Origin of the sequence: Diaphorobacter sp. ED-3 (assembly GCF_027625375.1) — a bacterium.
GTDB classification, from domain to species: domain Bacteria; phylum Pseudomonadota; class Gammaproteobacteria; order Burkholderiales; family Burkholderiaceae_C; genus Diaphorobacter; species Diaphorobacter nitroreducens.
Genome location: NZ_CP115182.1, coordinates 2,122,562 through 2,139,186 on the forward strand (window position 1 = coordinate 2,122,562; position 16,625 = coordinate 2,139,186).

Consider the following 16,625-nt stretch of genomic DNA (forward strand, 5'->3'; position numbering starts at 1 on the left):
TGTTGGGTAAGCGCTAGCAGCTATTTTTTCAGGAGCGATTTGCGCCCGGTCCTTCGGGGGATGGCGTGAGCATCGTGGACTCCACCTTGTTCGCCAACTGGGCCACGGCCAGCGCGGCCGGGCAGCCGGGCATCTGCAGCATCAGCAACTGGCGGCGCATCACGGCGTCGCGCACCGAGGTGTCGGCGGGAATGTCCCCTACGTGGATCAGCCGCATGGGGCGGCCGGTGTCGGTGGTCACGAAGCGGTCCAGCACCTGCTGCAATTGCCCGGTGATGGCGCGTCCGTCCCCCGGACGTGCGGCCTGGTTCACCACCATGCGCACGTGCTGGCGCTTTTGCTGGGTGGCCAGCACCTTGATGGCGGCGTAGGCGTCGGTGAGCGACGTGGGCTCGGGCGTCGCGACGATGAGTACCTCGTGCGCCAGCGAGACGGAAAACAGCACCACGTCGGAGATGCCCGCGCCGGTGTCCAGCAGCACCACGTCAAAGCGGGGTGCCAGCGTGTGGATGACGTTGAGGAATTCGTTGCGCACCTCGGGCGTGAGGCGCGAGTACTCGACCATGCCGGAGCCGGCCAGCAGGACCGAAAAGCCGCCGGGCGCCTTGATCACGGCGTCTTCCAATTGGGCCTTGCCGGTAAAGACGTCGTGGAGCGTGACCTTGGGGTGCAGGTTCAGCACCACGTCCAGGTTGGCCAGGCCCAGGTCGGCGTCCAGCACCAGCACGCGGTGCCCGCGGCGGGTGAGGGCGGCCGCCAGGTTGGCGGACACGAAGGTCTTGCCCACGCCGCCCTTGCCGCTGGTGATGGCGATGATGCGTGCGTTGGCAGGTGTGGTGGAGGGCACGGAAGCAGAAGCCGGCGCAGCGGCGCCGGCCGGTGGAGTCGTCGGGTTGGGGGACAGCGCGTCGTTCATCACTACTGGGCTTTCAATAGGCGCTGCCTGTGGATGGATCCAAAGGCGGGGGCAGCTCGCCCCATCCCGACGGAGTGTATAGCGGGCCGAACAGCAGACTCTTTTCTTCCGCAGTGACCGTGCTGTCGGGTTGTTCTTCGATGCTGATGCAGTTGCGGCCGCCGAGCTTGGCCTTGTACAGCTCGGCATCGGCCCGGTCGGCCCACAGGGCGGTGGTGCTGCGGATCCATTGCAGCGCGAAGGCGCCGCCGATGCTCACGGTGACGTTCAACGTGAGCGATGGCGAGATGCGCACGGGCGTGGCTTCGACCGCGCGGCGCACGCGTTCGGCGATCACCCGGCCAAAGCCGAACTGGCAGGCGGGCAGCACGATGGCGAATTCCTCGCCGCCGTAGCGGGCCACGGTGTCCATGGGGCGTACGCAGCTCTCCAGCGTACGCGCGACGGACTGCAGCACGATGTCGCCGGCCAGGTGGCCATGGCGGTCGTTGACCTGCTTGAAATGGTCGATGTCCAGCATCAGCAGCAGCGCGGCTTCGCCCGAGCGCGCGACCCGGTCGATCTCGCGCTCCAGCACCGCACGCACGTGGCGACGGTTGGCCAGCCCGGTGAGCGGGTCCTTCAGCGAGAGTTCGCACAGGCCGTCAATGAGGTTCTGCAGGTACAGCAGCGGCGTCTGGCCCTGCAGGGACACTTCGGAACCCAAGGACTGCGCCACCAGGGCATGGGCCGTGGCCAGACGCAGGTCGCGCAGAGAGACGGAAGCGGGGGACGCGGTGTTTGTCACAAACAGAAACAAATATCTATCGGCAGTGTAGCAGCTATAGCTTCGGTAGCGGCTGAGCTGGGCCACTTGTGGCGGACTGCGGGGCCGAGGCAGGGTTCCCGGCGTCGGGGGGCGCCAGCCTCTGCAGTGCCGCGATGGCCTCGGCGTCGGTGCGGTACAGCGCGAAGTTGGGTCCCGGCGCCAGCGCGCCTGCATTGTCCAGCGTGTGCTGTACCGGTAGCTTGATGCCGGTCACATGCAGCGTGCCGCCGTGGCTTTGCAGCAGCGTGCGCAGGCGGATGAAGGCCTCCACCCCCGTCACGTCGATGCGGTTGATGGGCAGCGCGAACAGGCACAGGTGGCGGATGGACGGGCGCTGGGCCAGCTCGTCGGTCACGCGGCGCTCCAGCGCATTGGCGGAGGCGAAGTCCAGCTCGGCATCCATGCGCAGGGCCAGCAGCTCTGGCGCCAGCGGGGGCAGCTGCCACAGGTGGCGGTCGCGCAGGCTGCCGTCGGGGTGCAGGCCCACCTCGATGATGCGCGGGTGCAGCCGCTGGTAGAGAAAGTGGCTCAGGTTCATCAGCAGGCCCACCAGCACGCCCCAGTACATGCGCGGTGCCGTGGCCAGCGTGAGGCCGAAGGTAACGAGGCCGATGGCCGTCTCCACGCGCGAGACGCGCCACAGGCGGAACATGCCGGCGGGCTTGATGAGGCTGGTGACCGCTGTCACCACCACGGCGGCCAGCACCGGCTGTGGTACGTGGTACAGGGCCGGCGTGAGCCACAGCAGCGTTGCCAGCACCAGCACCAGCGCGAACAGCGTCGCCCAGCCGCTCTTGGCGCCCGCATACAGGTTGATGGCGGAGCGCGAGAACGACGCGCTGGTGGCAAAGCTGCCGCACAGGCCCGAACTGATCTTGGCCATGCCATGGGCGATCAGGTCCTGGTTCTCGTTCCAGCGGGTGCCGCCCTGGTGGTGCTCCACCTTGGCGCTGGAGGCGGTCTCCAGGAAGCTGACCAGCGTGACGACCATCACCGGCATCACCAGCGCGCCCATCTCTTCCCACGAGAGCCATCCCGGCCAGTACAGCGTCGGCAGGCCGGAGGGCAAGTGGCCGATCACGGCGCCGTCGGCATCGGCATAGCCCATGGCCCAGCTGATGAGCGCCGCCAGCGCGATCACCACGATGGCGGCCGGGAAGCTGGAGCGCCAGCGCCGCGCCAGCACCAGGCAGCCCAGGCTGCCCAGGCCGAACGCCAGCGCGCGCAGATCGAAGTGGTGCAGCGACGGGCTGACCGCCAGTGCGCTCCAGCTGGTGCGAAGGCCCAACAGGTCGGGCAGTTGCGAGGCCAGGATCAGCAACGCCGCAGCCTGCGTGAAGCCGCCCAGCACCGGCGAGGTCACCAGGTTGAGCAGCCAGCCGAAACGCACCACGCCCAGCAGCAGCTGCAGCAGGCCCGACAGCAGGGCCATCCACACCGCCAGTGTGACCCAATGGGCACTGCCGGGCTCGGCCAGCCCGGTGATCGACGCGCCGATGAGCAGGCTGGTGAGCGCCGTGGGCCCGACGCCGAGGCGGGTGGATGAGCTCCACAGCACGGCCACCAGTGCCGGCACCAGCGATGCGTAGATCCCCGTCACCAGCGGCATGCCGGCCAGCGCGGCGTACGCCACGCCCTGCGGCACCAGCATCAGCCCGACGGTCATGCCGGCCCAGAACTCGCCCTGCAGCAGCGCGGATGTCGGGCGGGGCCAGGAGAGAAAGGGAAACCAGCGATGCAGCAAGGATGAGGACATCGGCCGATTGTCCAGGCTTGCGTCGGCACGTGCCTGAAAGCCGCTGTTGTCCTACTGCGGTTTCGGCCCTGTCCGACCGGCTCGGCAGCCAGTGCTTTCTACAGTGGACCCCGTACCCACTGGAAGGAGATATGCCATGACAACCCCTCTTTTTCGAGCGTCGCGCTGGACCACTTTCGCCGCTGCCGCTGCCCTGGCCGCCGGGCTGAGTGCTTGCAACAAGGCCGAGGAACCCACGGCCGGTCAACGCCTGGATTCCGCCATCAACAAGACCGAACAGGCGGCCCAGGATGCCAAGCAAAAAATGGAATCCGCGGCGCAGGAAGCCGGGCAGGCTTCACGCAACGCCACGGCCGACGCAGCCGCCCTAATGGACGATGCCGGCATCACCGCCAAGGTGAACGCGGGCCTGGCGCAAGACCCGGACCTCAGCGCCATCAAGATCGACGTGGACACCCGCGCGGGCGTCGTCACGCTCAATGGCCCCGTGAAAAGCGAGCAGGCCCGTGACCGTGCCAGCCAGATCGCGCAGGCCGTACCGGGCGTGACCTCGGTGGTCAACAACCTCACCATCTCCAGCGGCGGCTGAGCCTGGGCGGGGGACAGGCTCTACCATCGGCGCATGAAGCAGCCCTCCACACCCGACCTGTCCACCCGCCTCATTCACCACGAGTACACACCGCCGCAGGGTTTCCATGCCCCGCAGCCAGCGGTGCACAAGGCGTCCACCGTCATCTTCCCCAACGTCGCCGCGATGCGCGCGCGCGAGTGGAAGGACAAGAGCAGCTACACCTACGGGCTGCACGGCACGCCTACCACCTACCAGCTGGAAGAGCGCCTGGCCACGCTGGAAGGCGGGCTGCAGTGTCTGCTGGTGCCCAGCGGCCTGGCGGCCATTTCCACCGTATCGCTGGCGCTGCTGCGCCAGGGCGACGAGGTGCTGATCCCGGACAACGCCTATGGTCCCAACAAGGCACTGGCCGAGGTGGAGCTGCGCCACTACGGCATCCGCCACCGTATCTATGACCCCTTGGACCCGGCGGACCTCGCATCCAAGATCACCGACGCCACGCGGCTGGTGTGGCTGGAGGCGCCGGGCTCCGTCACGCTGGAGTTTCCCGACCTGGTGGAGCAGGTGCGCATCTGCCGCGCACGCGGCGTGGCCACGGTGCTGGACAACACCTGGGGCGCGGGCCTGGCTTTCGCACCCTTCGACCTGCTGGGCCGTGGCGCGGGTGCCGAGGGCGCGCTGGGCGTGGACGTATCCGTGCATGCGCTCACCAAATACCCCAGCGGCGGGGGCGATGTGCTGATGGGCAGCATCACCACCCGCGACGAGGGGCTGCACCTGCGCATCAAGCTCACGCATATGCGGCTCGGGCTGGGGGTGGGGGCGAACGACGTGGAAGCGGTCTTGCGGGCGCTGCCCAGCATGGCGCTGCGCTACCACGCGCACGATGCGGCCGCGCGCGACCTGGCGCAGTGGATGGGCTTGCAGCCCGCGGTGGCCCAGGTGCTGCACCCGGCGCTGCCCGGATCGCCCGGCCATGCGCAGTGGAAGGCGCTGTGCGGCGCAGCCAATGGCGGGCAGGGCGCTGCCGCGGGCCTGTTCAGCGTGGTCATTGACGCACGCCACAGCCAGGCGCAGGTGGATGCCTTTTGCGACGGCCTGCGCCTGTTCAAGCTGGGCTACAGCTGGGGCGGGCCGATGAGCCTGGTGGTGCCCTACGACCTGCCCAGCATGCGCACGGGCGCCACCGCGCATCTGCGGCCCGGCACCGTGGTGCGCTTCTCCGTGGGGCTGGAGGCCGTGGACGACCTGCGTGCCGACCTGGCGCAGGCGATGCACCAGGCCTTTGGAGCTGCCTGATGCGTTGGCGGCTGGCGCGGCGAGGGTGGTAGTTTCCTTGATGGTGGTCAGGCAGTCAGGTGGTTAAGGTGGCAGCAACGCCACTGCCGCAGCGATGCCGACCGCCATGTCTGATTCTTCCGCGCCAGTCACCTCCGCGCCGGTGTCCGCACCGGTGACTCTCAACCCCTTGCGCTGGCCGGACCCGCTGCATTGGCTCGTGCTGGGGGCGCGTGACATGATGGCCGCGCCCGGCGTGGCGCTGTTCTACGGTACGTGGTTCTGGGGCATGGCACTCCTGCTGGGCTGGGTGTTTCAGGCGCGGCCGGAATACACCATGTCGTTTGCCAGCGGCTGCCTGCTGGTGGGCCCCTTCCTGGCCATGGGGCTGTACGACACCAGCCGCCGGCGCGAACAGGGATTGGCGCCCGACCTGGGCGAATCGCTGACCTGTTGGGACCGCCACCTGGGCAGCATGGGCATGCTGGTACTCGTACTTGTGGTGCTGGAACTGCTGTGGGGCCGCGCGTCGCTCGTGGTGTTTGCCGTGTTCTTCAACACCGGCATGCCGTCCACCACGGGGGTGGTGCAGGCGGTGTTCAACCCGGGCAACTGGCAGTTCGTCGCCGTGTACCTGCTGGTGGGCAGTGTGTTCGCGGCCCTGGTGTTCTCCAGCATGGTGGTGTCCATTCCGATGATTCTGGACCGCGACACCGATGCGCTCACGGCCGGCATTGCGAGCATGCGGGTGGTGGTGGAAAACCCCGGCGTGATGCTGGTGTGGGGCCTGCTCATCACGGCGCTGGTGGCGTTGTCGCTGTTCGCCTGGGGCGCGGGCTTGCTGGTGGTGGGGCCGGTGCTGGGGCATGCCAGTTGGCATGCCTACCGCGCGGCGGTGGCGGCGCCCACTGCGCCCCTTGCGCCCGCGCAGGCGCCGCAGAGCGCCGGCTGATTCTCTGACGATGGTTTACAGCAACGCGCGCAGCGCGGGCCACACGTTGTCCAGCATGCGCGGGTGCGCCTGGGCCGTGGGGTGGATGCGGTCGGGCTGGAACAGCGCCGTGGGATCGGGCCCATCGGCCACGCCCTTGAGCAAGAAGGGCACGAGCGCCGCCTTGCGCTCCTGGGCCACGTTCTCGAAGACCTCGGCGAACTGCCGGGTGTAGTTGGCGCCGTAGTTGGGCGGCACCTGCACACCCACCAGCAGCACGCGCGCGCCCGCGGCCTGGGCCTGTTCGGTCATCCACGCCAGGTTGCCCTGGGTGCTGGCCAGCGGCAGGCCGCGCAAGGCGTCGTTGCCGCCGAGTTCGATCACCACATGCGTGGGCCGGTGCTGCTGGAGCAGTGCGGCCAGCCGCGCACGGCCGCCGGCGGTGGTGTCGCCACTCACGCTGGCGTTGACCACCGTGGCGGGGATCTTCTCCTGCGCTAGCCGCTTGTCCAGCAGCGCCACCCAGCCGGTGCCGCGCGGAAGGCCGTATTCGGCGCTGAGCGAGTCGCCCACCACCAGGATCACGGGGGCGCGGGTGGGTTTCTTGCCACCGGACTGCGCAAGGGCGGGCGCCGCGCCCCACAGGGCCAGTGCGCCCGCCACGATAAAGTCACGCCGAACCATATGCTTCACTGCCGAGAACCTTTCATGTCCGAAACCTCCGCCGCGGCCCCTGCCGCCTCCAACGAACGCATGCCGCCCGAATCCATCATCGCGGTGGAGCATGTGTCCAAGTCCGTCACGGACTCCACGGGTACGCTGGAGATTTTGCGGGATATCGATTTCCGCCTGGCGCCGCGGGAGACTGCGGCCATCGTGGGCGCCTCGGGATCGGGCAAGAGCACGCTGCTGTCCATCATCGCCGGGCTGGACACGCCCACGCGCGGCACGGTGCGCCTGGGCGGGCAGGACCTGTTCGCACTGGACGAGGACGACCGCGCCGCACTGCGCGCGCGGCAGGTGGGCTTCGTGTTCCAGAGCTTTCAGCTCATGGGTAACCTCACGGCGCTGGAGAACGTGATGCTGCCGCTCGAGTTGGCGGGCATTCGCGATGCACGCCGCCGCGCGACCGACATGCTGGAGCGCGTCGGCCTGGGCCAGCGCCTGACGCACTATCCCAAGGTGCTGTCGGGCGGCGAGCAGCAGCGCGTGGCGCTGGCACGCGCCTTCGTGGTGGAGCCCGCCGTGCTACTGGCCGACGAGCCCACGGGCAGCCTGGACTTCGCCACGGGAGAGACCATCATGGAACTGATGCTGGCCCTCAACCGCGAGCAGGGCACCACGCTGGTGCTGGTCACGCACGACCGCGGCATTGCCGCGCGCTGCGACCGGCGCATCACCATTGAGGCCGGACGGCTGGTCGATAACTCCTGAAAGAATAGCTGCCAGCGCTTGATGCTAGATGGTTTTCAATGAATTTCATCTTGAAATCCATGCGCAGCAAGCGCTGTCAGCTCTCGTATCGATAGCAAGCTGGTGGTGAATCAGACCTGCGCCTTGCGCTCCTGTGCCAGGCAGGCGGCGGCGGTGAAGATCACGTCGGTGGAGGAATTCAGCGCCGTCTCGGCCGAATCCTGCAGGATGCCAATGATGAAGCCGATGGCCACTACCTGCATCGCCACGTCGTTGCCGATACCGAACAGGCTGCACGCCAGCGGAATCAGGAGCAGCGAGCCGCCGGCCACGCCCGATGCGCCGCAGGCACACAGCGACGCAACCACGCACAGCAGCAGCGCGGTCGGCAGGTCTACCTGGATGCCCAGGGTGTTGGCCGCGGCGAGCGACAGCACGCTGATGGTGATGGCCGCGCCGGCCATGTTGATGGTGGCGCCCAGCGGAATGGCGATGCTGTAGGTGTCCTCGTTCAGGCGCAGGCGCTTGGCCAGGGCCAGGTTGATCGGGATGTTGGCGGCAGAGCTGCGCGTGAAGAACGCCGTCACGCCGCTCTCGCGCAGGCACATCAGCACCAGGGGATAGGGGTTGCGGCGGATCGCCACGTACACGATCAGTGGGTTGACCACCAGCGCCACGAACAGCATGCAGCCCAGCAGCACGGCCAGCAGTTGGGCATAACCCCACAGCGCCTGCGCGCCGGCTTCCGCAAAGGTGCTGGCCACCAGGCCCAGGATACCCAGAGGCGCTAGACGGATCACCAGCTGGATCACCTGCGTCACGGCCGCGGCGCCGTCCTGCAGCATGGCGCGCGTGCCCGCGCTGGCGTGGCGCAGCGCCAGGCCCAGCGCAATCGCCCAGGCCAGGATGCCGATGTAGTTGGCCTCCAGCAGCGCCTTGACCGGGTTTTCGACCACGCTCTTGAGCACGTTCATCAGCACCTCGGACACCGACCCCGGCCCCGCGGCGGCCTGTGCGGGCGCCTGCAGCGTGAGCGTGCTGGGAAACCACATGCTGGCCACCACACCCACGGTGGCCGCGGCCAGCGTGCCCACCGCGTACAGCACCAGCACTGGGCGGATGTGCGTCGTCTCGCCCGGTGTGTGGTTGCTGATGGCGGCCATCACCAGCACGAACACCAGCACCGGCGCCACCGCCTTCAAGGCCGAGATGAACAACGAGCCAAGTATGGCCAAATGGGGCGTTGCGGCCGGCCATACAGCCGCCAGCACAATGCCGATGACCACGGCGATGGCGATCTGGGTGACCAGGCTCGTGCGCTGCACCCAGCGCAACAGGGGAGAGAGAATCATGATCTGAACAGAAGGAGGGCCTGAGCCGCTGCGCAGGCCGCGCAGCGCGGCGCCTTGTGGCAGGCGCGGCCGCCACAGGGACGGCCATGAAGGCGGTCAGGCAAGCGGCGCCGCTTGTGGCAGCGGCCCGTTTGTCAAGGGAAGAAACGCGGATTTTAGCGGCTGCCCGGCGGTGGCCTGCGCCGCGCCACGGTGCCAGTGGGGTCGCTGGCGGGATAATCGCCACCCATGTCCTCCCCCAAAGTCCTCTTCGGCTTTCACGCCGTGGGCGTGCGCCTGAAGACCGCGCCGCAAAGCATCATCGAGATCTATTACGAGCCCACGCGCCGCGACGCGCGCATGCGCCAGTTCCTGGAGCGCGCACGCGAGGCGGGGGCGCGCCTGATCGAAGCCGACGGCCTGCGCCTGGCCAAGCTGGCCGGCAGCCATGGCCACCAGGGCGTGGCGGCGCGGGTCGAGGCCGTGGCGCAGGTGCGCACGCTGGACGAGCTGCTGGACGAGCTGGAGGCCCGTGGCGTGAAAAATCCGCTGCTGCTGGTGCTGGACGGCGTGACCGACCCGCACAACCTGGGCGCCTGCCTGCGCGTGGCCGATGGCGCGGGCGCGCATGCGGTGATCGCTCCCAAGGACCATGCGGTGGGCATCAACGCCACCGTGGCCAAGGTGGCCAGCGGCGCGGCCGAGACGGTGCCGTATTTCATGGTCACGAACCTGGCGCGCACGCTGAACGAGCTCAAGGAGCGCAACATCTGGGTCATCGGCACCAGTGGCGATGCCGACAAGACGCTGTACCAGGTGGACCTGAAAGGCCCGGTCGCCTTGGTGCTGGGCGCCGAGGGCCCGGGCATGCGCCAACTGACGCGCAAGACCTGCGACGAACTGGTGGGCATCCCCATGCAGGGCGCTGTCGAGAGCCTGAACGTGTCGGTGGCCAGCGCAGTGTGCCTGTACGAGGCGCTGCGCCAGCGCGCCTGAACGCGGAAGGCGCCCGGCCCCTAGCCGCGGCGCGCCGCCTCGATGGCGGCAATGTCGATCTTGCGCATCTGCATCATCGCGTCGAACGCGCGCTTGGCGGCGGCGCGGTCGGGGTCGGTCACCGCGCGGGTCAAGGCCACGGGCGTGATCTGCCAGGACAGGCCCCATCGGTCCTTGCACCAGCCGCAGTCGCTTTCCTGGCCGCCGTTGTTCACGATGGCATTCCAGTAGCGGTCGGTTTCTGCCTGGTCGGCGGTCGCCACCTGGAACGAGAAAGCCTCGCTGTGCTTGAAGGCCGGGCCGCCATTGAGCCCCAGGCAGGGGATGCCCAGCACCGTGAACTCGACCATCAGCACATCGCCCTCGTGGCCTGACGGAAAGTCCCCCGGCGCGCGGTGCAGCGCGCTCACGGATGAGTCGGGAAAGGTTTTCGCGTAGAACCGCGCGGCTTCCTCGGCAGTGCCGTCGAACCACAGGCAGACGGTGTTTTTGGCGGGTTGCGTCATGGAGTGCTCCTGCTGAGTCGGGACTGCTGGGCCTTTAACCCGGGATGTCGGGCTCCACCAGCGCGGCCAGCTGGGTGAGAGATTCCTGCCAGCCCAGGTAGCACATTTCCAGCGGAATGGCCTGCGGAATGCCGGCCTGGGTGATGCTCAGCTCGGTGCCGCAGCTCACGGGCGTGAGCCGGACGGTGACCTCCAGCGTGCCGGGCAGGTTCGGGTCGTCGAACCGGTCGGTGTAGCGGATGAGCTCCCCCGGCACCAGCTCCAGGTATTCGCCGCCGAAGGCGTGCGACTGGCCCGAGCCGAAGTTGTGGAACGACATGCGGAAGGTACCTCCCACGCGGGCGTCGAGTTCTTGCACCCTGCAGGTAAAGCCGTGGGGCGGCAGCCATTTGGCCATGGCGTCGCCCTCCAGGAAGGCGCGATACAGCTTGTGCGGCGTGGTGCGCAGCACCCGGTGCAAACGAACGGTGCGGTCGGACATATGGCCTCCTTGGGTGTGGGGCATCAGGCCTGTGCCGTCACGTTGACCATCCACGGCGTGCCGAAGCGGTCGCGCGCCATGCCGAAGCCTGGCGACCAGAAGGTCGCGGCAAATGGCATGACGGTCTCGCCGCCGGCGCTGAGCGCATCGAACAGGCGGCGCCCCTCGGCCGCGTCGGCGGCCTGGATCGACACCCACAGACCCTGCGGCAGTTGGTAGCCGCCACCACAGGCATTGGGGTCCTGCCCAGGAATGGCCGGCATGGCGTCCGATCCCATCAACGACTGGTCCTTGATCTGCAGCTGCACATGCATGATGCGGCTCTTGGCTGCCTCGGGCAGCGGGGGCATGTTTTCGGAGGGAGGTATCTCCCCAAAGGTGCTCTGGTGGACGATGGTGCCGCCGAACAGCTTGGCGTAGAAGGCAAATGCCTCGGCACAGTTGCCGTCGAAGTTGAGGTAGGGCGTGAACTGCATGGTGTCTCCTTGCGGGTGGTTTGAGTGGAGTAGAAGAGGGGAAGAGGTGCGCGCCGTTTACGCGTGTACCAGCACGCGAAAACCGCCGTAAATCACACGCTGGCCGTCGAAAGGCATGTCCTTGGGGCAGAGCGGGTCGTCCATGACGGCCTGCATGCCGGCATCGCGCACCGCGCGCGAGGGCCACACGACCCAGGAAAAGACCACGGTCTCGTCGTCCTTGCGCTGCACGGCCAGGGGCATGGAGGTGAGCTTGCCCTCGGGCACGTCGTCGCCCCAGCATTCCACGATCTCCAGGGCGCCGTGCTTCTTGAAGATCTGCGCGGCCTCGCTGGCGTGCTGGCGAAAGGTCTCCTTGTTGGCAGTGGGGACGGCAAGCACGAAGCCGTCGATGTAGCTGTCGGGTTCCATGGCGCACTCCTTTGTGGACAATGTACACTTGCAGTGTATCCGGGCCTTGCGGATAAATGTGGACGGTGTATCTGTAAAAACTCGTAAATGCCGAATGAAGACCTGAGCCCCGCGCGTGCCACGTACCGCCATGGGGATTTGAAGCGCGCGCTGCTGGACGCCGGTGTGGCGCTGGCGCGCGAAGGCGGCCCTGCCGCGGTAGTGCTGCGCGAAGCCACGCGCCGTGCCGGTGTCGTGCCCAATGCGGCGTACCGGCACTTTCAGAACCACCAGGCGCTGCTGGAAGCCGTGCGCGCGGTGGCGCTGTCGGAACTGGCGCGCGCGATCGAGGCCGAGATCCATGCCACGCGCTGGCTGCGCGATCCGCGCCAGCGTGCACGCGCCGCGTTCCGCGGCGTGGGCTTGGGCTATCTGCGCTTTGCGCGGCACGAGCCGGGCCTGTTCCGCACCGCTTTCGTGGCGCGGCCCTTTGATGTGGACGAGCGCGCGCCGGACGATGATGCGGCGCGCGGGGCCAGCGGCATGGATCCGTTCGAACTGCTGGGGCACACACTCGACGGCATGGTGCAGGCCGGTCTGCTGCCACCCGCACGCCGCCCGGGCGCCGAGTTCATGGCCTGGTCCGCCGTGCATGGCATGGCGATGCTGATGCTGGACGGCCCCTTGCGCGGCCTGGACGAGGCCGGCTGCCAGGCGCTGGCCGAGCGGCTGGTCGCCATGGTCGAGCAGGGCCTGTTGGCCGGGGCCGCGGCATGACGGACGATGCCGGAACCTCCGGCCCCTGCACCCCGCTGGACGAGGTGCGGGCGTGGGTGCGCGATGCGCGCCGCATCGCGGTGCTGACAGGCGCAGGCATCAGCGCCGAGTCGGGCGTCCCCACGTTCCGGGATGCGCAGACGGGCTATTGGGCGCAGTTCAACCCCATGGAGATGGCCAGCGAGACCGGCTTCAGGGCCCAGCCCGCGCGGGTGTGGGACTGGTACGCCCACCGCCGCGGCTTGCTCGCGGGCGTGCAGCCCAACGCGGGCCACCGGGCGCTGGCGGCGTTTGCGCAGCACGGGCGCGGGCGGCTGACGCTCATCACCCAGAACGTGGACGGCCTGCACCAGCGCGCCGGCAGCCCGGATGTGCTGTGCCTGCATGGTGACCTGACGGCCGACCGCTGGCTCGACCGTCCGCGTGCCTGCTGCGATCTGGCCCACGCCGCGCCCGGCCACCCGCCGCGCTGTCCCACCTGCGGCAACCTGGTGCGCCCTGGCGTGGTCTGGTTCGGCGAGGCCTTGCCGCTGCCGGTGCTGGCCGCGGCGCAACAGGCGGCGCAGTCCTGCGAGCTGATGCTGGTGGTGGGCACCGCGGGCGCCGTGTACCCGGCCGCAGGGCTGGCGCACCAGGCGCGCCATGCCGGTGCGCGCTTGGTGGTGGTCAACACCGCGGCCAGCGAACTGGACGGTATCGCCCACGCCGTGCTGCGCGGCCCGGCGGCGCGGCTGTTGCCATTGCTGCTGGACGGGCCGCCGATGGTTGGGGCGCCATAATCGGCAGGTCTTCAGGGCGGGGTGGAATTCCCCACCGGCGGTAGGCGGCGCATGGAGGTTTTCTTGCACCGCGAGCCCGCGAGCGCCCCGGTTGCCATCAGTGCAACCGGGGGTCAGCAGACCCGGTGCGGGGCGGCGCAGGCCACTCCCAGTCCGGGGCCGACGGTCATAGTCCGGATGAAAGAAGACGTGCCGCGACCGGGGCCCAGCGCCCTGGGCGCGGCCGTGTGCTTCGCGCGTGCCGGGCCCCGGGCCCATGGCGCGCGTGGGTGCTTCTTGCATGCCTTGAGGCGTTTCTTCATTTCAACCGAGGAGCGTTTCATGTCTTTTCCCGCCACTTTCTTGTCCGCCCCTGGCGATCTCCCACAGGAGGTCACGCTCGCGCCCCTGCCCGCGGTGATCGCCGCGATCGCGGCCGGCCGCCCGGTGCTGGTGCTCGATGACGCCGACCGCGAAAACGAGGCCGACCTGGTCTGCGCTGCCGCCAACATGACCGAGGCCACCATGGCACTCATGATCCGTGAGGGCAGCGGCATCGTTTGCCTGTGCCTGACGCCCGCGCATGCCAAGGCGCTGGGGCTGCGGCCCATGGTGGAGGTGAACCGCTCGGCGTTCTCCACCGCGTTCACCCAGTCCATCGAGGCCGCGCATGGCGTGAGTACCGGCGTGTCGGCGGCCGACCGCCTGCAGACCGTGCGATGCGCCCTGCGCATTCCGGCGCCGGGGTGCGCGCCCGAGGTCGTAAGCCCGGGCCACGTGTTCCCACTGGTGGCACGCGCGGGCGGGGTGCTGGAGCGTGACGGCCATACCGAGTCGGCCGTGGACCTGGCCGTGCTGGCCGGCCTGCCGCCTGCGGGCGTGCTGTGCGAGCTCATGAACCCCGACGGCAGCATGGCGCGCGGCGCACAGGTGGCCCGCTTTGCCCGTGCGCATGGCTTGCTGTGCACCACGGTGCGGGCGCTGGCGGACTACCGTCGCGCGCGCCAGCCCTGACACCGCGCTAGACCCAGCCGAACGCGCCCAACAACGCCCCCGCGCCCAGCAGCCATAGCAGGTGGATGCGCGTGCGCCACACCAGCAGGGTGGTGGCCGCGCTCAGCAGCCACAGTGGCCAGTCTTGCGCGGGCTCGCCATGGGCGCTGCCCAGCACCCAGGCCGTGGCCAGCAGCAGGCCGATCACCAGTGGTGCCATGCCTTGCTTGAAGGCGCGCACCGAGCGGCGCTCGCGGTTGCGGTGTGCCCAGCGCGTGGCGGCCCAGGTCAGCAGGCTGCTGGGCAGCAGCACCCCCAGCATGCAGACCGCCACGCCCAGCGCGCCGAAGGCCCAGGCCGCATGCGTGCCGGTGCCGGCCGCGTTCAGGCCCACGTTCCAGCCCAGCAGGGCGATGAACAGTACGTTGGGCCCGGGAGCCGACTGTGCGATGACGATGGAGGTGTTGAACTGCACCTCGGTCAGCCAACCCTGGCGCTCCACCAGGAAGCGGTGCATGTCCGGTGCGGTGGCGATGGCGCCGCCCACGGCCAGCAGCGACAGCGACAGGTAGTACAGGAACAGGTTCAGCCAGTCCAGCGGCTGCAGGTGCAAGGTCAGCGGTGCGGCCATGGCTGCGTCAGTGCCCCGCGGGAGCGAGCTTGCGCCAGGTGAGGGCGCAGGCCGCGCCGCCCACGACGGGCAGCACCCAGGCCAGCGGCAGGCGCAGCACGCTCATGGCGACGAAGGTGGCGGCCGCGATCGCGCCGCAGGCCCAGGGCCCCAGCGGGTGCTTGCGCAGCGATGCGGCCAGGCGGCAGCCCACGCCCGCCACCAGGCCTGCGGCCACGGCGCCCATGCCGCGCAGAGCGCCGGCCACCATGGGCTGGTCGGCAAAGCCGGCGTAGACCACGGCCAGCACCACCACCAGCAGCATGGGCAGCAACAGCATGCCCGCCACGGCCACCAGCGCGCCGCGCAGGCCGAAGTAGCGGTCGCCCACCATGATGGACAGGTTCACCACATTCGGGCCCGGCAGGATCTGCGCGGCGGCCCAGTCCTCGACGAACTGCTCGTTGCTCATCCAGCGGCGGCGTTCCACCAGCTCGCGCTGCACCACGGCCAGCACGCCGCCAAAGCCCTGCAGCGCCAGCCAGGTGAAGGCCCAGAACAGCTCACGCAGGCTGTGCGGGCGTGGGTGGTCGTCCTCGGCGGTTCTGGCGGGTGATTCGGGGATGTGGGGGTGCATGGCGGGGCGGCGAAGCTGCGCATCGTACGCGTGCCGCGCGGCGGCCGTGCCGGCCTCGCCATCGCCAAACGCGATGCGGCCATCAGTCGATGCGATGGATGAACGGGATGATGTGCATAAGATCGTCCCGATCAAACCCACGGAGACACCCATGAAACTCGTCCGCCACGGACACCCCGGCACGGAGCGCGCCGGCCTGATCGACGCCCAGGGCGTGCTGCGCGACCTGTCCATGCTGCTGCCGGACATCGGCCCCACGCAGCTGGCGCCGCGCACGTTGGCCGCGCTGGCCGCCATCGACGCCGCGCGCCTGCCCGCGGTGGAACCCGGCACACGCCTGGGCTGCCCCGTGGGCGGTGTCGGCAAGATCGTCTGCGTGGGCCTGAACTACGCCGACCATGCGGCCGAGGCCGGCCTTCCCGCGCCCGCCGAACCCGTGCTGTTCATGAAGGCGACCAGCGCGCTCAGCGGCCCCACGGACGCCGTGCGCATCCCGCCCGGCGCGCTCAAGACCGACTGGGAGGTGGAGCTGGGCATCGTCATCGGCACGCGCATGCAGCAGGTGGCCGAGGCCGATGCGCTGGCCCATGTGGCCGGCTACGTGCTGGCCAACGACGTGTCCGAGCGCAGCTACCAGATGGAGCGTGGCGGGCAGTGGGACAAGGGCAAAGGCTGCGACACCTTCGCGCCCGTGGGCCCCTGGCTGGTGACCACCGACGAGATTCCCGACCCGCACGCCATCGGGCTGTGGCTGGAGGTGAACGGCCAGCGCATGCAGGACGGCCACACGCGCAATTTCATCTTCGGCGTGCCCCGGGTGCTGGCCTACATCAGCCAGTTCATGACGCTGGAGCCGGGCGATCTGGTGCTCACCGGCACGCCCGCCGGCGTGGGCCTGGGACAGAAGCCCACGCCGCGTTTCTTGCGCGCGGGCGACGTGATGCGGCTGGGCGCGACGGGGCTGGGCGAGCAGCGGCTGGTCTGCACGGGCGGGTAG

At 69.2% G+C, this 16,625-nt stretch carries 20 protein-coding genes and 1 riboswitch; of the genes, 9 read left to right on the plus strand and 11 right to left on the minus strand.

Going from position 1 to position 16,625, the window contains the following annotated elements; genetic code table 11:
* Positions 1-28 precede the first annotated feature (28 nt).
* From PCQ86_RS10420 to PCQ86_RS10430, 3 genes are read right to left on the minus strand one after another with little or no spacing between them, the layout of a single operon-like run.
* On the minus strand, positions 29-916 hold the full coding sequence (locus PCQ86_RS10420; protein WP_015913156.1) for a MinD/ParA family protein: 888 nt from the start codon (positions 914-916) through the stop codon (positions 29-31).
* Positions 917-929: 13 nt separating this feature from the next.
* Positions 930-1,703, minus strand: a complete 774-nt coding sequence (locus PCQ86_RS10425) for a GGDEF domain-containing protein (protein ID WP_270173660.1) — start codon at positions 1,701-1,703, stop codon at positions 930-932.
* A 34-nt stretch (positions 1,704-1,737) separates the two neighbouring features.
* Positions 1,738-3,480: a SulP family inorganic anion transporter gene (locus tag PCQ86_RS10430; RefSeq protein ID WP_135147870.1), complete on the minus strand. Its 1,743-nt coding sequence runs from the start codon at positions 3,478-3,480 to the stop codon at positions 1,738-1,740.
* Positions 3,481-3,616: 136 nt separating this feature from the next.
* Between PCQ86_RS10430 and PCQ86_RS10435 the strand changes: the two genes are divergently transcribed.
* The 3 genes from PCQ86_RS10435 (at position 3,617) to PCQ86_RS10445 (ending at position 6,281) form a co-directional block, all read left to right on the plus strand.
* On the plus strand, positions 3,617-4,069 hold the full coding sequence (locus tag PCQ86_RS10435; RefSeq protein ID WP_135147869.1) for a BON domain-containing protein: 453 nt from the start codon (positions 3,617-3,619) through the stop codon (positions 4,067-4,069).
* 33 nt (positions 4,070-4,102) lie between these two features.
* Positions 4,103-5,350 (plus strand): PLP-dependent transferase, encoded by a 1,248-nt coding sequence (locus PCQ86_RS10440; RefSeq protein ID WP_172206757.1) that lies wholly within the window; start codon positions 4,103-4,105, stop codon positions 5,348-5,350.
* Between the two features lie 94 nt (positions 5,351-5,444).
* Positions 5,445-6,281, plus strand: a complete 837-nt coding sequence (locus tag PCQ86_RS10445; RefSeq protein WP_442874402.1) for a DUF2189 domain-containing protein — start codon at positions 5,445-5,447, stop codon at positions 6,279-6,281.
* Between the two features lie 15 nt (positions 6,282-6,296).
* On the opposite strand, the gene PCQ86_RS10450 is transcribed toward PCQ86_RS10445, so the two are convergent.
* Positions 6,297-6,944, minus strand: coding sequence for an arylesterase (locus tag PCQ86_RS10450; RefSeq protein ID WP_011805479.1), 648 nt, complete (start codon positions 6,942-6,944; stop codon positions 6,297-6,299).
* A 24-nt stretch (positions 6,945-6,968) separates the two neighbouring features.
* Between PCQ86_RS10450 and PCQ86_RS10455 the strand changes: the two genes are divergently transcribed.
* Positions 6,969-7,694 carry an ABC transporter ATP-binding protein gene (locus tag PCQ86_RS10455; protein WP_270173662.1) on the plus strand — a complete coding sequence of 242 codons (726 nt, stop codon included), beginning with the start codon at positions 6,969-6,971 and terminating at the stop codon, positions 7,692-7,694.
* Positions 7,695-7,804: 110 nt separating this feature from the next.
* Here the strand turns inward: PCQ86_RS10455 and sstT are convergent, their stop codons facing one another.
* Positions 7,805-9,025 carry a serine/threonine transporter SstT gene (gene sstT / locus PCQ86_RS10460; protein WP_270173663.1) on the minus strand — a complete coding sequence of 407 codons (1,221 nt, stop codon included), beginning with the start codon at positions 9,023-9,025 and terminating at the stop codon, positions 7,805-7,807.
* Positions 9,026-9,253: 228 nt separating this feature from the next.
* On the opposite strand from sstT, the gene rlmB reads away from it, so the two are divergent.
* On the plus strand, positions 9,254-10,000 hold the full coding sequence (rlmB, locus tag PCQ86_RS10465; protein ID WP_015913162.1) for a 23S rRNA (guanosine(2251)-2'-O)-methyltransferase RlmB: 747 nt from the start codon (positions 9,254-9,256) through the stop codon (positions 9,998-10,000).
* A gap of 20 nt (positions 10,001-10,020) precedes the next feature.
* Here rlmB and PCQ86_RS10470 read toward each other — a convergent pair whose 3' ends face one another.
* From PCQ86_RS10470 to PCQ86_RS10485, 4 genes are read right to left on the minus strand one after another with little or no spacing between them, the layout of a single operon-like run.
* A complete protein-coding gene (locus tag PCQ86_RS10470) occupies positions 10,021-10,506 on the minus strand; it encodes a VOC family protein (protein ID WP_123676343.1) in 486 nt (161 codons plus the stop codon).
* Between the two features lie 34 nt (positions 10,507-10,540).
* Positions 10,541-10,987, minus strand: coding sequence for an SRPBCC family protein (locus tag PCQ86_RS10475; RefSeq protein ID WP_196995497.1), 447 nt, complete (start codon positions 10,985-10,987; stop codon positions 10,541-10,543).
* Positions 10,988-11,010: 23 nt separating this feature from the next.
* The gene (locus PCQ86_RS10480; protein ID WP_011805473.1) at positions 11,011-11,463 is read right to left on the minus strand and encodes a VOC family protein; all 453 of its coding nucleotides are present in this window, start codon (positions 11,461-11,463) and stop codon (positions 11,011-11,013) included.
* Between the two features lie 57 nt (positions 11,464-11,520).
* The gene (locus tag PCQ86_RS10485; RefSeq protein ID WP_011805472.1) at positions 11,521-11,874 is read right to left on the minus strand and encodes a DUF1428 domain-containing protein; all 354 of its coding nucleotides are present in this window, start codon (positions 11,872-11,874) and stop codon (positions 11,521-11,523) included.
* An 87-nt stretch (positions 11,875-11,961) separates the two neighbouring features.
* Here PCQ86_RS10485 and PCQ86_RS10490 point away from each other — a divergent pair, with 87 nt between their 5' ends.
* The 3 genes from PCQ86_RS10490 to ribB all read left to right on the plus strand — a co-directional run bounded on the left by PCQ86_RS10490 (position 11,962) and on the right by ribB (position 14,402).
* The gene (locus tag PCQ86_RS10490; RefSeq protein WP_270173664.1) at positions 11,962-12,630 is read left to right on the plus strand and encodes a TetR/AcrR family transcriptional regulator; all 669 of its coding nucleotides are present in this window, start codon (positions 11,962-11,964) and stop codon (positions 12,628-12,630) included.
* Positions 12,627-13,409 (plus strand): SIR2 family NAD-dependent protein deacylase, encoded by a 783-nt coding sequence (locus tag PCQ86_RS10495; protein WP_270173665.1) that lies wholly within the window; start codon positions 12,627-12,629, stop codon positions 13,407-13,409. The genes PCQ86_RS10490 and PCQ86_RS10495 overlap by 4 nt, the downstream gene beginning before the upstream one ends.
* A 3-nt stretch (positions 13,410-13,412) precedes the next feature.
* Positions 13,413-13,602: riboswitch (FMN riboswitch) on the plus strand.
* Positions 13,603-13,730: 128 nt separating this feature from the next.
* Complete coding sequence (gene ribB, locus PCQ86_RS10500) at positions 13,731-14,402, plus strand: 3,4-dihydroxy-2-butanone-4-phosphate synthase (RefSeq protein WP_011805469.1); 672 nt, start codon at positions 13,731-13,733, stop codon at positions 14,400-14,402.
* A gap of 7 nt (positions 14,403-14,409) precedes the next feature.
* Here the strand turns inward: ribB and PCQ86_RS10505 are convergent, their stop codons facing one another.
* Together PCQ86_RS10505 and PCQ86_RS10510 are read right to left on the minus strand one after the other, a co-directional pair.
* Positions 14,410-15,012: a chromate transporter gene (locus tag PCQ86_RS10505; RefSeq protein ID WP_015913169.1), complete on the minus strand. Its 603-nt coding sequence runs from the start codon at positions 15,010-15,012 to the stop codon at positions 14,410-14,412.
* 7 nt (positions 15,013-15,019) lie between these two features.
* Positions 15,020-15,628: a chromate transporter gene (locus PCQ86_RS10510; protein ID WP_103738715.1), complete on the minus strand. Its 609-nt coding sequence runs from the start codon at positions 15,626-15,628 to the stop codon at positions 15,020-15,022.
* Positions 15,629-15,779: 151 nt separating this feature from the next.
* Here PCQ86_RS10510 and PCQ86_RS10515 point away from each other — a divergent pair, with 151 nt between their 5' ends.
* Positions 15,780-16,625: a fumarylacetoacetate hydrolase family protein gene (locus tag PCQ86_RS10515; protein ID WP_270173666.1), complete on the plus strand. Its 846-nt coding sequence runs from the start codon at positions 15,780-15,782 to the stop codon at positions 16,623-16,625.